Source organism: Luteibacter sp. SG786 (assembly GCF_011759605.1).
Taxonomy (GTDB): Bacteria; Pseudomonadota; Gammaproteobacteria; order Xanthomonadales; family Rhodanobacteraceae; genus Luteibacter.
Genome location: NZ_JAAOYX010000001.1, coordinates 1750576 through 1764592, shown reverse-complemented (window position 1 = coordinate 1764592; position 14017 = coordinate 1750576). Strand labels below are relative to the sequence as shown.

Annotated in this window: 9 protein-coding genes; 2 read left to right on the top strand and 7 right to left on the bottom strand. The window is 66.8% G+C overall.

The window, feature by feature from the left end; all coding sequences use genetic code 11:
• Positions 1-11: 11 nt before the first annotated feature.
• The 3 genes from FHS47_RS08025 to FHS47_RS08015 all read right to left on the bottom strand — a co-directional run bounded on the left by FHS47_RS08025 (position 12) and on the right by FHS47_RS08015 (position 2424).
• The gene (locus tag FHS47_RS08025) at positions 12-1283 is read right to left on the bottom strand and encodes an efflux RND transporter periplasmic adaptor subunit (RefSeq protein ID WP_167025412.1); all 1272 of its coding nucleotides are present in this window, start codon (positions 1281-1283) and stop codon (positions 12-14) included.
• A 284-nt stretch (positions 1284-1567) separates the two neighbouring features.
• Complete coding sequence (locus tag FHS47_RS08020; RefSeq protein WP_167025409.1) at positions 1568-2134, bottom strand: hypothetical protein; 567 nt, start codon at positions 2132-2134, stop codon at positions 1568-1570.
• Between the two features lie 92 nt (positions 2135-2226).
• Positions 2227-2424 (bottom strand): hemin uptake protein HemP, encoded by a 198-nt coding sequence (locus tag FHS47_RS08015; RefSeq protein WP_167025406.1) that lies wholly within the window; start codon positions 2422-2424, stop codon positions 2227-2229.
• A gap of 222 nt (positions 2425-2646) precedes the next feature.
• Here FHS47_RS08015 and FHS47_RS08010 point away from each other — a divergent pair, with 222 nt between their 5' ends.
• On the top strand, positions 2647-2829 hold the full coding sequence (locus FHS47_RS08010) for a hypothetical protein (protein ID WP_167025404.1): 183 nt from the start codon (positions 2647-2649) through the stop codon (positions 2827-2829).
• Between the two features lie 6 nt (positions 2830-2835).
• Positions 2836-3450: a hypothetical protein gene (locus FHS47_RS08005; protein WP_167025401.1), complete on the top strand. Its 615-nt coding sequence runs from the start codon at positions 2836-2838 to the stop codon at positions 3448-3450.
• Between the two features lie 73 nt (positions 3451-3523).
• On the opposite strand, the gene FHS47_RS08000 is transcribed toward FHS47_RS08005, so the two are convergent.
• Genes FHS47_RS08000 through FHS47_RS07985 form a run of 4 tightly spaced genes read right to left on the bottom strand, consistent with a single transcriptional unit; the run spans position 3524 to position 13865 of the window.
• Positions 3524-3994 (bottom strand): chemotaxis protein CheW, encoded by a 471-nt coding sequence (locus FHS47_RS08000; RefSeq protein WP_167025399.1) that lies wholly within the window; start codon positions 3992-3994, stop codon positions 3524-3526.
• Complete coding sequence (locus FHS47_RS07995; RefSeq protein ID WP_167025396.1) at positions 3991-5685, bottom strand: chemotaxis protein CheB; 1695 nt, start codon at positions 5683-5685, stop codon at positions 3991-3993. The genes FHS47_RS08000 and FHS47_RS07995 overlap by 4 nt, the downstream gene beginning before the upstream one ends.
• Positions 5678-11827 carry an Hpt domain-containing protein gene (locus FHS47_RS07990; protein WP_167025393.1) on the bottom strand — a complete coding sequence of 2050 codons (6150 nt, stop codon included), beginning with the start codon at positions 11825-11827 and terminating at the stop codon, positions 5678-5680. The genes FHS47_RS07995 and FHS47_RS07990 overlap by 8 nt, the downstream gene beginning before the upstream one ends.
• 4 nt (positions 11828-11831) lie before the next feature.
• A complete protein-coding gene (locus tag FHS47_RS07985; RefSeq protein ID WP_167025392.1) occupies positions 11832-13865 on the bottom strand; it encodes a methyl-accepting chemotaxis protein in 2034 nt (677 codons plus the stop codon).
• Between the last annotated feature and the right edge of the window lie 152 nt (positions 13866-14017).

The window sequence follows — 14017 nt, the reverse complement described above, 5'->3', positions numbered from 1 at the left end:
TTTTCCCTCTGTCAGCGGCTGATGGCGACGTGTTTGGCGTCGCCGAAGGTGTCGGCACCGGAGATGACGATCTTGTCGCCCTCCTTCAGGCCATCCAGTATCTCGACCTTGTCGATGCTGCTCGCACCGACACGGATATCGCGGCGATCGGCCATGCCCTCGTTTACCACGTAGGCGTAGCGCCCTGCGCTTTCGTCCACGAACGAGCCGCGCTGCACCGTCAGTACGTTGTCGCGCTTGTCGAGCAGGATGCGCACGGACAGGCGCTGGCTCTGGCGCAGTTGCTTCGGCGTTTCGCCGTCGAAACGCAAGCGGGCCGCGACTTCGCCGTTCACCACTTCCGGCGACACCGCGCTGACCTTGCCGTTCCAGGTCTTGCCGTTGCCGCTGATCTCGCCGGGCATGCCGATGGCGAGGTCGCGCGCGAAGCTTTCCGGCACCTTCATCTCCACTTCCAGCGCGGACAGGTCGATGACGCTGAGCAACTGTGCGTCCTTCGCGACCGTGGCGCGTTCGGCGATGAAGAGCTGGCCCACCTGACCGTCGACGGGCGATTTCACGTTGAGGTCTTCGACCTGGCGCTCCAGGTCCTGCACCAGGTACACCTGGCGATCGTGGGCAAGCTTTTTCGCCTGCACGTCGAAGGTGAGGCTGTCGTTGTCCATGGAAAGATCGGTCTTCGCGTGCTTCGCGGTGATCTGCGCCTTGTCCAGCGTCGACTTCGCCTTGTCGACGTCCGACTGCGGCACGGCGCCCTTGCCGTAGGCGCTCTCGTAGCGATTCAGGTCGCGCTCCGCGGCGGTCTGGTCGATCACCGCGTTGTCGAATGCCTTCTGCAGTTCCGAGCGCTTCTTCTTGGCGTCGATCTGCGCACGCAGGTAATCCACTTCCATGCCGTCGGCGGCCGATTTCTCCTGAGCCAGCTTGCTGGTCAGTTCGGGGCTGGTGATCACGGCCAGCACCTGGCCCTTCTTCACGACGTCGCCGGCGTGCACCTTGAGCACGACCGCGCCGGCCGAGGTGGCGTACATGGTGGGACTCACGGCCGCCACCACCTTGCCCTCCGCGGCGATATCGCGCACGAACGGGCCACGCGTCACGGTGCCGAAGCTCAAGCGGGAAGCGCTGACCGAGGTATCGGCCGAGAACATCGTTCCGATGCGTGGCGCGGCAAGGGCAACGAGCACGGCCGCCGCGACCCCCGCCCCGATGAGGACGAACTTGCGCTTGCGGTTCGGACGGACTTCGACGAGGCGGTCCTGGGCGGAGGTGTCACGGATCATGGTGGATTCCCTGGCTTGCTTGCGTGGATATCCAGCAAGCGCCATGCCAAGCCATGGAATCGTTTTAATTCAATAGTTTACCGTTGCGCTTGGGCGCAACGACATGTGTCCGCGGACAAAGTGTCCGGACAGGCCCAGGTCGCGGACACCCGACGGACGTGTGTGGGAGCCGCTTCAGCGGCGATGGGTGCTCGTGGCAAGCCTGCCCGCTGGCACGGGATCGCCGGCACAGCCGGCTCCCACAGGGCGGGCCGGCTCCCACAGGCGCATGGTGTGCCCTGGCGTCAGCCGAAGGTCGTCAGGGATTCCGACATGGCAATGTCGCGGGCCACGCCACGGCCCAGCGACGAGATCGGCGCCTCGCGGACGCCCAGCACCGTGAAGCCGCAGATCCGCCGACGCGTGAAGCAAAGTACGCGGGGACGGGAAGCACGCAGCCAGCCACGATCAGGCGCACGCCGCGACGGAGCCGGAGCCGGAGCAGGCGACGCATCGGCGAACAAGCCGTCCCAGGCAAGATAGTCCGTGTCCGGCAGGAGATAGATGCGACCCAACGTGTCGCCCTGCCCGTCCACGCAATCGATCCACTCCCGCGGACCCTCCGCGGTGACGGTGCAGGTTACCGCCACGTAGCGCGTGCCCAGGAGCGAGGCCAGTTCCGCAGTCTCCACCAGGCAATCGTGTGGCTCACCGAGTGCAGGCGCAGCGGCATGGCCGGGCGCCAGGTAAAGCACGCCTCCCAGCTGGCCCAGGCCTTCGAACAGCGTACGCGGCGAAAGGGCCATCCAGCGTGTGGTGGCGGACGAGCGGGCGCGCGATTGCACGCCGAAGGTGGCGAGCCAGCCGAACATGGCGTGTCCCTGGACAGAAGACGGTCGAAGGATGCCTGGCTGGGCGGCCTGGGGAGACCCGCGTGGCTTGGCGTCGGGGAGAGAGGTAACGCTTACTTCGTGAGGATCAACTTGTCGTTCCGCGTCAGGCGCAGGTGGTATTCGCTGCCCTGGTGCTCGATGACGAGTTCACGCGAACCGTCGAGCAGGTTCTTGCTTTCCACACGGCGGGCAGCCACCGGGGCGGCGCGAAGCGGCACGACCCGATCACGGCCGCCGTTGTCGGTGAGAGGAAGCGATCGAAGCAGCATGGTCTGGACTCCGCGTTAGGGTGCGGAGTTGATGATAATGATTCTCGTTTGCAAGTCAAGTGTCCGTGCCGTTTGCCGCGACGCACCGGTTTCGGCGGGGGCGGGGCCCCTCGCGTCGACGTGACTCGGCACCTGACGCACCGATGCACTGACCCGACAAGTAGGCAAAACCGCTCCAAGACCGCAGGCCGCTCTCCGACTCTGAAGACCTATACTCGGTACATGACGACCATCAAGCCGAAATTCCCCGTTCCGGACTTCCCGATTCGCGGTGGGGTCCTCAAACAAACGCAGCGTAACGCGCTGGTTCGTAGCGCCCTGGCCTCTGCCATGACGAGCAAGGCCGCAGGTAAGAAATCCGCTGCTTCGCTGGTAGTCCCAGCGAAATTGCGCAAAGGAAAGTAACTTTGCATGGCCGCAGGGACCGGCTCCAGCCCCAAAGGCGTTTTCATCAACTGCCCTTTCACTGCGGACTACCGTCCCCTGATGGATGCGATGGTGTTTACGGTGCTCGCGTGCGGATTCCGACCTCGGTCAGCGCTCGAAGCTGGCAACAGCGGAGACGTACGCGTCGACAAGATCATGCGGATTATTCAGGAGTCCTCGTACAGCGTTCATGACCTGTCCGCCGTGGAGCTCGACGCGATCAATTCGCTCCCCCGATTCAACATGCCCTTTGAACTCGGACTTGCCATCGGCTTAAAAAAAGGCGCTCAGTCTCGTCATTCATTTCTTGTGTTGGAACGGGACCGCTTCACGTCACAGCGTTGCCTCTCCGACATTGCCGGTCAGGATCTTCAGGCACATGGCGGAAGTGCGGTCAATGTCATCCGAAGCGTCCGTAATTGGCTTCTGACAGAATCTCGCCGCAAGTCCATCCCAGGTCCAAAGCTAGTCATTGCAGCTTACGAAAGCTTTCAATTGGCGCTTCCGGAAATCTGCGATAGTGCTGGTCTCGACATCGATGAGCTACCGTTCGTCGAGAGGGTCGGCCTGGCAAAAACCTGGCTCAAGCAGGCCGCCTGACGGGACCGGGTTCACACAGAGTGCGCAGCCGGAACGGTCGTCTTCGACTTGGGGCCGCCCTGTGGCAGCGATTTCAGGCCGCCGCCAGCATCTCCACCAGCGTACCTTCCAACTGCTCCAGATCCGGAATCACCGCCGTGTCGTCGCGCACCAGCACGCGGGCGCGCACGCCAAACGGCAGATCGTGTCCGTCGTGTGTGGGCAGCAGGAGTTCGGCGTTCAACGTGGTCAGGCGCGGGAAGCCGTGTGTGAGCACGGCGAGGTAAGGCATCGCGGGGTGATGGCCCACCGCTTTCAACACCGCCACGCGGGCGGCCTGCGGCGGTGCGTCTTCGGGGAGGCTTGCGACATGGTCGAAGCTCAGCAACGGAATGCTCCAGCCGCGCCAGGCGATCCGGCCCAGGAGCCACTCCGGCGCGTCGGCCACCGGCTCGACACCCGCCAGCGTGATCACTTCCGCCACTGCAGCGTTGGGCAGCAAAAGGCGGACGCCACCGCTCGGGATCAGGACGCAACGGATTTCGCGCGGTAACGGCTCGCTCATGGGAATTCCTCGATCAGTTTCCGTGCCAGCGCGCCCACGTCGCCGGCGTAGTCGGCCACCCGCTCCTCGCGAATACCGGCCACCATGTGTCCTGCTTCCGTCTCCGGCGGCACCGTCTCGACCCAGACACGACCGCCGGCATCGTAGACCGCCTGCGCGCCTGCGACCGCGTCGTTGCCACGACCGGCGAATACGACCGCCAGGGCATCGGCACCGAAGCCGCCGGCGAGCGTGCTCAGCACGCCGTCGATCGACGGGCCGCCCACGTTCGCCGAGCTGCCGTCCTCGCGTACCGCTACGCTACCGTCGCGGCGGATTTGCACGTGTGCGCCGCGCGGCACGACCAGGCGATCGCCGTGCGCCGCATACGCACCGTCGGTCGCCACCCGTGCACCCAGGCTCGCCGCGAAACCTTCCGTGTCGTCATGATGCGCGACCACCAGCAGCACCCCGGGAACGCGCTCGGGCAGCGCGGAGAGGAACGCGGCGATGGAAGCCTCGCTCTCGTGCGTGCCGCTGAGGGCGATCACACGACGCACCGCGCGCGGTGCGGCGTCGAGGAACATCTCGTGCGCGAAATCGCCGTCGGTGCGCGGTGCGACGGCTTCTTCCATCGACACCAGTTCGAGCGTGAACCCCGGTTCCACTCCGTGCGTGCCGTCGTCCACGACGTCCTGCGCCAGGTATTCCGCGGCACTGATGGTTTCGATGCCGAACTCGGCCGGCGCGGGACGCGGCACCGGTTCGACCACGACGGCGTCGTGGTCCACCAGGTCCCATTCCGGTACCGGCGGGGGAACATATTCGGTGGCGCGCGATTCGATCTCGACCGACCGCATCGTCTCCTGGCCGCCGGCCGATGAGTCGTCGTCGAGCGACGCGAGACTCAGCGTGCTGCCGCGGGCCGGTTCTTCCGGCACTGCGTCGGCAACGACCGCTTCCTCCACAACCTCAAATCCGGACAGGTCGAGCGTCGCCAGCTCGGTCAGTTCCAGCGGTGCGGACGGCAGCGATTCGAGGTCGTCTTCGACGAGCGGGCCCGAGTCGGCGAGAAGTGCCTCGAGTTCGGCCGCCAGTTCCGACGACGTCACGCCCTCGCCTTCCCCGCCCTCTTCGGACAGCGGGGTGGAGAAATTCAGTTCGTCGGCAACGTCATCCGCCATGGCCGGCGCTTCGTCGAACACCGCGGTATCGGAAGCGGGCATCGGCGTTTCGGGGTAGCCATGGCTGCCGGTGATCGCGAGGTCGTCGACCAGTGCTTCTTCGAAGCGCTCTTCGGCCGGCGCAGCCATGCTCGCCAACGCGGCGACCCTCGGTTCTATCGCGCGCGCGTCCTCGGGCCTGGGTGGATCGAGAGCCATCTCGCCCACCAGCTTGGCGGCCAGGTGCCGGGCCCAGCGGGCGCGATCCCAGCCCTCGAGCTTGCGGCTCGCGTCGGCGTCGTTGAACACCAGGCGCGGATGTCCACCTTCCACCGTGTCGTAGAGACGATCCAGATCGTCGTCGCCGGGGTTGTCCAGATCGACCACCACCACGTCCGCCGACGAGCCGACGAGTTCGGCCGCCGCGAACGAATGCAGGTCGGACTCGTACACGATCCGCGCGCCCTGGGCGACAAGTGCCTCACGCAGGTGCGCGGAGAGACTGGCGTCGTCGAACAGCAGCGCGACCGTCGTCTCGCGGTCAGCCATGGTGGGCTCCGAGCACGTCGTTGATCTGCACGATGAGGTCGTTCTCCTGATACGGCTTGCCGATGTACCGGTCGACGCCGATGTCGAAGGCACGCTGGCGATGCTTGTCGCCGGTGCGCGACGTGATCATGATGATCGGCACGCCGGCCAGCCGCTCGTCGGCCTTCATCTGTGTCGCCAACTCGTAGCCGTCCATGCGCGGCATCTCGATATCGAGCAGCATCAGGTCGGGCACGCGCTCGTTGAGTTTCTCCAGGGCGTCGATGCCGTCCTTCGCCGTCATCACCTCGAACTCGTGGCGCTCCAGCACGCGGCCGGTGACCTTGCGCATGGTGATGGAATCGTCCACCACCATCACCAGCGGCTTCACGCGAATCTCGTCCTGCGCGCGCGGCGCATGCGGCACCAGTGCTTCCGCTTCGAAGGCGCGGCGCGCCACGCCATGGCGGACCAGCGGCGCGAGGTCGAGAATCATGAGCACCGAGCCGTCGCCCATGATCGTGGCGCCGAGGATACCCGGCACGGAGCTCACCTGCGGGCCTACCGGCTTGACCACGATTTCGCGCGAACCGAGCACGGCATCGACGCGGATCGCGGCACGCAGGTCACCCGAACGGGCGAGGAGCAGCGGGATATCGCCTTCGTCCGGCGACGACACCACGTGCACGCCGAGCAGTTGCGGCAGATCGTGGATACCGTATTCCTCGCCCAGGTAGTCGAACGCGGGCGAGGCATCGGCCATGCGGTGGGCAAGCTCGTTCGGCGCCATGCGCGCCACGCCGTGCACCGAGGTCATCGGAATGGCGAAGTTGGTTTCGCCGATCCGCACGATCAGTGCCTGCGTAACGGCGAGCGTGAACGGCAGGCGCATCACGAAGGTGGTGCCGCGACCCTTCTCCGATTCGATACCGAGCGTGCCGCCAAGCTGCTTGATCTCGTTGGCCACCACGTCCATGCCCACGCCGCGTCCGGCCACCTGGGTGACCTTCTCCGCGGTGGAGAAACCCGGCACCTGGGTCAGCTGGAAGATCTGGTCGTCGGACACGCGCGCGTCGGGACGCAGCAGGCCGCGCTCGATCGCCTTGGCGCGGATCGCGTCGCGGTCCATGCCGCCGCCGTCGTCGGACAGGCGCACCACGATTTCGGTGGCTTCGCGGGCCACCTGGATGCGGACGGTGCCTTCCGGGTTCTTTCCGGCGGCCTCGCGCACTTGCGGTGCCTCGATACCGTGCGCCACGGCGTTGCGCAGCATGTGCTCGAACGGCGCCTTGATGCGGTCGAGCATGTTGCGGTCCATTTCGCCGTTGGCGCCCTCCACCACGAGCTGCGCTCGCTTGCCGACGTCGGAGGCTGCCTGGCGCAGCGTACGCCGCAGGTTCGGCACCATCGCATCGAACGGCAGCATGCGCGTCTGCATCAGGCCTTCCTGCAGCTCCGCGTTCACCCGCTGCTGTTGCAGCAGCAGGTTCTCGGACTGCCGGGTCAGTTCGTCCAGGATGGTTTGCAGCGAGACAAGGTCGGATACCGACTCGGCCAGGGCTCGCGAGTACTGCTGCAGCTGCGAGAAGCGGTCGAGTTCCAGCGGATCGAAGTTCGACAGGCCGGTGTCGCGGTGCTCCTGGTGATAGCGCGCGATGATCTGGGCTTCGGTTTCGATTTCCAGCATGCGCAGCTGGCTGCGCAGGCGGCTGACCGTCTGCTCGTGCTCGGTCAGCGCGGAGCGGAAGCTGGCTGTCTGCTGCTCCAGGCGCGAGCGATAGATCGACACTTCGCCGGCATGGTTCACCAGCGTGTCGAGCATGTCCGCGCGTACGCGGATCTGCTCCTGCGACGCGCGCTGGAGTTCCTCTTCCTCGAACTCGGGCAGCAGTTCGGGAAGTTCGCGATCGAAGACAGGCTCGGGCGGCAACTCGGGTTCGGGCAGCGGTTCGAACACGGGCGCGTGTTCGATGATCGCGGCCTCGCGTTCTTCGCGGTAGGCCTCCGCCGTGAGCGTGTCCGGACCGATCGGCGAACCCGCCAACCGGGCGAACGGCTCGATATCGGCGTCGGTCAGTGCGATCGGCTTGCCCAAGGCAATGGACTGGATCATGCCGTGCAGGCGATCGAACCCCGTTTCCGTCGCTTCGATGGCGGGGCGGTCGCTCTCGCGCTGGCCACCGGCCACCGCGTCGAGCAGCGCTTCCATCGCGTGCGAAAGATCACCCACGGCGGCGATGCCGGCCATGCGTGCGCTGCCCTTCAACGTGTGCAGGTCGCGCTGCAGGGCCGCCACGTGCTCGGGCTGCTCCGGCTCCGCTCGCCACGCCGCGAGGGCGGCGTCCGCGTGATCCAGGATCTCGCGTCCCTCCTCCACGAAGACTTCGAGCAGGTCGGGGTCGATATCCGCGTAAGGCGAAAGCTCGGGTACCAGGGCGGGCGCCGGCTCGGCGGCCGGCGTGTGCACCGGCGGAGCCAGCGGTTCGTGCGACTGGTCCTCGATGTGCACGGGCTCGTCGGCCGGCGCGTCGTTGGCAGCCACGCCCTCCGCTTCCGGAAGCATCTCGGACGCGACTGGCACGTCCTCGGAAGCGTCGTCCGCCGGTGTCGGCGCGGCATACGGCTCATCCGCGACGACCTCGGCCAGCCCATCGTCGAGGTGCAACACCTCGCCGTCGTGCGACATCGGTTGGGGCAACGGCTCTTCTTCGGCGGTGCCCGGCGACGCGGCGTCTTCGATCTCGCCGAGGAGCTTGCGCCACGCGGCGTCCTCTTCGGCATCGTAGGCCATGATGGGACGGACCTCGCCTTCGGGCTTTTCGACGTCCACCTTCTCGATGTCGAAACCTTCGAAAGAGGCCAGCAGGTCCGTACTGAATTCGTCGCTCGATGCGACCGGCTCCAGCGGCACCGGCTCCAGGTCCGGGAGGCCGCCTTCGTCCGCGAGTTCGTCCGCCAGCAGCTGTTCGTCCAGCGAGGGGACACTCGGTTCCACCGGCTGTTCGGGCAGGAAGGACTCCGCATCCTCGTGCCCGGCCACGGTTGTGTCGTCCGCCAGATCGAGGCCGAGCTCGAGTTCGTCGTCCAGCGGCAGCGGATCGGGTTCGTACAGGATGTGCGCCACCGTCGCTTCCGGCTGTTCGTCGCGAAGCACGGCGATGCGCGCGGCAAGCCCCGACACGTCCGGCACGCGCGGATCGGGCGCATCGAACTGGTCCATGACGTGGTCGACCAGGTCGGCCGCGTCCGTGAGCGCCTGCACGCCTTCCTGCCGCAGCGGCTGGCCGCTGGCGCGCACACGCTTGATCAAGCCTTCCAGCGGTGCGAGCACCTGGATCAGCACGGGGATGTCCACCATGCCGATGGCGCCGTGCAGGGTATGCACGGCACGCAGCAAGGCATCGTCCACCGGCAGCTCGTCGCCACCGGCCCGCGCGAGGTTCGCCCGGATCACGGTGAGGTACTGCGCCACTTCGGCACGCAGGATGTCGAGCAGCACCGCGTCCACCGGGGGCAGCGGCGGTGCGGCGTATGCGGCTTCGCCCTCCATCGGAGCGACGGTTTCTTCGGCTGTCGCATCCACGGGTACAGATGCTTCCGGCGTCTCCGCCGGAGGCTGCCCGTAGGCCGCAAACGCGGCCGTGGGCACGGCCGCGATGGTGTCGCGCGGAACGCGCCGCTTGACCTTGCTGCGTACACGATGGATGGAGTGGCGCGCCACGTCTTCGACGAAGGCCGTGTCTCCCATCGCCAGGCGGTCGGCGGTTTCCATGATCGCGGCGATCGGCGCCGCCGGGGTGGCGTCGCCTTCCAGCGCCGCCTTGAGTTGCGGCAGGGCATCCACGGCATGACGCACCAGGGCCTGCACGCCTTCGTGCGGACCGATGGTGCCGTCCAGCACGCGGTTGAGCATGTTCTCCACCTTCCAGGAGAACTCGCCCAGCAGGCGCGCACCCACAAGACGGCCCGAACCCTTCAGCGTATGGAACGAGCGACGGATCGGCACGAGCGCGTCGCTGCGCTCCGGTTCGGCCAGCCAATGGCCGAGGGCGGCACGCAGGTTGCCGATTTCTTCCTCGGTTTCCTCGAGGAATATCTCGCGAATCTCGTCGTCAATGCCGTCGACGGTGATCTGGAAACCTGCGAACTCGGCCATGCCGAGGCCACCGACTTCCTGCTCGATCTCTTCTTCGATCTCGACCCAGTCTTCCTCGCCCGCCGGTGCGGCAGGCACACCCTCGGCGGCGACGGATGTTTCGGACGCGTTCTCGACGTCCGCCGGCGGCTCGTCCACCAGGTCGAAGCTGTCGGCGAAACTCGCGACCGTCGCGCCCGGATCGGCGCTGGTCGCGGGCACGGCGATGTGTTCGATCGCCGCCGCCTCGATGTCTTCGATGGCGGCTTCGCCGAGGAGGTCGCTTTCTTCTTCCGATTCCTGTTCCGGTTCCACCGGCACGGGCCAGTAGCCGAGTTCGGCGAGGCTCTGCTGGGTGACGTCAAGAATGTGTTCCAGGCCGCCGCGATGCTCGCGTGCGGCCTCGAGGTAGTACTCCAGCGCGGCCAGCGCATCGGCGAGGCGGTCCATCTGCGTACCATTCGGCACGCGGCGGTCGCCGAGCAATTCGCGATGGATGAACAGGCCGATGCCATCGGCGAGTTCCGCCGGGCGGTTCGCGCCCAGCATGCGCATGGCCCCCCCGATCTCGGCCATCAACTCGGGCGCACCGGCCAGTTGGTCGTGGTCCCAGGACGATTCGACGAAGCCGACGATGGCGTCCTTCACCTTCGCGGTGTTGGCGGTGGCCTCACGCATCAGCGTGGAAAGGATGTGGCGAGCCTCGCTGCGCGGCAGCGGCGACGGGCCGAGGTCGGCAGGCGCCGGGGCCTCGCCGTCGGCGCCCAGCCTTTCGATGTGGTCGTCCAGCGAGGCTTCCACATAGAGCAGCGCGCCAGCCACGTCGAGCAGGGCTTCCTCGTCTGGTTCGCGCGCACCCGTGGCGATCTCGCCGAGGATGCGGCGCTGTTCGCCCACGACGCGTCGCGGTACACCCAGGGCCAGCATGCCCAGCGTGTCGCCCACGCGGTCCAGTACTTCGGTCTGCTGGCCAAGCTGGGCCGGATCGCCGTCAGGACGACGCAGGAAAAGATCGAGCGCTTCCTTCACCCGCAGCAGGTCGTCCTTGATGGCCGCCGACACGGTGTCGAGCAGCGCACGGTTGTGGCCCGACATCGAGCCCCGTGCATGTTCCACCTCGGACGCTTGCGGCAGCAGGCCTTCCAGGCGGTAGGTCTGGCGCAGTTCCTCGATGCGTTCGCTGCCCGGTTTTGCCTGGGCCACGTAATAAAGCAGCTTGCGCGACAGCTCGTCGGCGTCGCCGCCCAGCATGGCTTCCTCGCCGCCCTCCACGAGCTCGCGGATGGAGCGATCCACGCGGCCGATCAACTGGCGCACGTCTTTTTCGTGCGCGCGCAGCACACCCCGCTCGAGACCTTCCAGCACTCCGGCGGCGATCCACCACAGGCGGCGACCCGCGATCGTGTAGGAGCGGGCGGCGATGCTGTCCAGCGTGGCGCGCATGCCGAGCAGCTGGCGTTCGCTGGCCTGGCCGCGGAACCATGCCAGCAACTGCTGCTGGAAGCGCAGGCGCAATTCGGCAAGTTCGCCGCGCTGGGCCTCGGCCGCGGCGGGATCGCTCGCGCCCGGCGCCGTGGCCGGCAACATGGTGTCGAGGTTCGGCGTGAACAGCGCGGACTCGTGCAGCGACTGTTCCCCGCGGCTGGCGCGCAGGTCGTTGAGCAACGGCAGCAGCACGATCGGCACGTCGCGATGGCCGCTCTGCAGGCGCTCGAGGTAGTCCGGCATCTGCATCATGCCGCGCATGAGCGCGGCATAGGCGTCGTCGCGCTGTGCAACACGGTTGTCGATCAGTGCGGCGACGAGTTGCTCCATCTCGCCGACGACCATCGCGGCGCCGTAGAGCTCGACCATACGCAGCGTGCCATGGACCTGGTGCAGGTCCGCGGCGCAGGTGTGCATGACATAGGCGTCCCGCGAATCCTCCACATAGGATTCGAGGGCCTGGCGCGCCTTGGACAAGGCGTCGTCGAGCTCGGCCTTGACCCAGTGCAGCGTGGTGAAATCGGTATGGTCTTGAAGTCTCACTGCGTTAGCCCGGCAGCTTGAAGTTCGCGACGGACAGGCGCAGGTCGTTCGCGAGCTGGGCGAGGTTACCGATCGACTCGGCCGTCTGGCTGGCGCCGAGCGATGTCTGCGAGGTGATCTCCTGGATGACGTTCATCGTGGCCGAGGTATCGGTCGCCGCGGCGGACTGCTGGCGTGCCGCGGCGGAGATGTTTTGAATCAGCGCCGAGAGGTCGTTCGAAACGCGTTCGATGTCGCCCAGTGCCGTACCGGCGTCCTCCGCCAGGCGGGCACCGGCCACCACTTCCGCGGTGGTCTGTTCCATCGAGCTCACCGCTTCGTTGGTATCGGACTGAATCGTCTGGACCAGCGTTTCGATTCGCTTGGTGGCGCTCGCCGAACGTTCGGCGAGGCGCTGCACTTCGTCCGCCACCACCGCGAAGCCTCGGCCCGCCTCGCCGGCCGAGGCCGCCTGGATGGCCGCGTTCAAGGCGAGGATATTGGTCTGCTCGGCAATGTCGTTGATGAGTTCCACGATCGAGCCGATTTCCTGCGAGGATTCGCCCAGGCGCTTGATGCGCTTGGAGGTTTCCTGAATCTGGTCGCGAATGGAGTCCATGCCCTGAATGGTCTCACGCACCACTTCCGCGCCGCGCGAGGCGATCTGCACCGAGCGCTGCGCCACGTCCGCCGATTCCGCGGAGTCCTTCGACACCGTATCCATCGAGGTGGCGATCTGGTTGATCGCGGAGGTAGCCGAGGTGATCTGCTGCGCCTGCTGCTCCGCCGCGTCGGCGAGGTGCATGGCGGTGGCCTGGGTTTCCTGCGCCGCCGCGGAGACACGCACCGCGGTCTCGTTGATGGTGGTGACGAGGTTGCGCATCTCGTCCACGGCGGAGTTCATGGCGTCCGCGATGGCGCCGGTGATGTCCTCGGTCACCGTGGCCTTGATGGTGAGGTCGCCTTCGGCGAGCGTACCCATCTCGTCCAGCAACCGCATGATCGCGGTCTGGTTGCGCTGGTTGAGTTCGGACGTGGTCTCGAAGCGGCGGCGCTGATCGCGCACGAGGTTGTACACGAGCAGCAGCGCGAACAGCACCGCGCCGATGGCGCCGAGCAGGCCCCACCACACGTTCGGGAACAGGCGCGTCAGCGGCAGCTTCGCGATCTGGTCGGCGGATTCGTTCGCGCGCAGCAGCACCGTCTGCGAGTCGAGCGAGGCCTGGTTACCGGCGCGCTTCACGTCCTGCAGGTTGGGCGACGCGGTCACGAGCTGGTTCACCGGGTCCACCAGATCGCCCCAGGAGGTCTGCATGCCTTCGAGGATCTTCCGAGCGTTGCCGTCGCTGATGGCGCGCACGCCGCCGTCCGGATTGCCGTCGATCAGTCCCTTCAGCACCGCGCCGTACAACTGCGCGTCGCGCGACAGGCCGTCGGCCGCGGACTGTGCTCCGTCGCCGCCCTGCAGGATCTCCTGCACGCGACGGATCATGCGGTCGGCCATGAGCATCCAGCGCGCCAGCGTGAAGGTCTGCTCCACCGAGGCATTCTTCTGCTGCACGATATTCAGCACCTCATCGGTGCGGGCGTTCAGCAGCGGCATCTGCTTGGCGAAGAGGTCGGCGCGCTCGCCGGAGGACAGCACGAGATCCTTGTTGGAGAGGATCTTGCCGATGTCCGCGTCCAGCTGGTGCCACGCGTTGGACAGCGCGCCGATGGCGCGGCCGGCCTGCGTCTTGTTCTCGTCGGCGTAGGCCGGCATGCCCGTCTTCTCGTCGCCCTTCACCAGGCGCTGCACGGCCGAGTCGATCGTGTTCCTCGTGGCAGCGAGTTCACGGAACGAATCGCGGTTGCCGTCCGACGCTTCCAGGGCGTACTTCGCGGTCTGCTGCGACAGCACCTGCACCTGGGTCGTCAGCGCGATGGCCTCGCGATCCTCGCCGTTCTTGTTGTTCAGCCACCAGAAGTCGACCGACGCCAAACCGATCGCCAGGAGCAGGAACACGATGACGATCGTGTAGCCACGTTCCCGGCCTGCGCCGCCTGCTGTCGTGCTCATATCCACCTCACCCAAACCTGGCAAAGCTAGCCGCCGGGGCCTCGATGGCCACCGGCATGACGAAGCGGCCCGAGGACCGCCCCTCCGTTCCCATCGCGAAACCGGTCGAACCGGTCCCGCTCATCCTGTGGGGGCCGGCCACCCGGCCGTCC

Bases quoted from the DNA above. Each gene is read 5' to 3' on its own strand.
- FHS47_RS08025 (WP_167025412.1), bottom strand. From the start codon at position 1,283: ATGATCCGTGACACCTCCGCCCAGGACCGCCTCGTCGAAGTCCGTCCG.
- FHS47_RS08020 (WP_167025409.1), bottom strand. From the start codon at position 2,134: ATGTTCGGCTGGCTCGCCACCTTCGGCGTGCAATCGCGCGCCCGCTCG.
- FHS47_RS08015 (WP_167025406.1), bottom strand. From the start codon at position 2,424: ATGCTGCTTCGATCGCTTCCTCTCACCGACAACGGCGGCCGTGATCGG.
- FHS47_RS08010 (WP_167025404.1), top strand. From the start codon at position 2,647: ATGACGACCATCAAGCCGAAATTCCCCGTTCCGGACTTCCCGATTCGC.
- FHS47_RS08005 (WP_167025401.1), top strand. From the start codon at position 2,836: ATGGCCGCAGGGACCGGCTCCAGCCCCAAAGGCGTTTTCATCAACTGC.
- FHS47_RS08000 (WP_167025399.1), bottom strand. From the start codon at position 3,994: ATGAGCGAGCCGTTACCGCGCGAAATCCGTTGCGTCCTGATCCCGAGC.
- FHS47_RS07995 (WP_167025396.1), bottom strand. From the start codon at position 5,685: ATGGCTGACCGCGAGACGACGGTCGCGCTGCTGTTCGACGACGCCAGT.
- FHS47_RS07985 (WP_167025392.1), bottom strand. From the start codon at position 13,865: ATGAGCACGACAGCAGGCGGCGCAGGCCGGGAACGTGGCTACACGATC.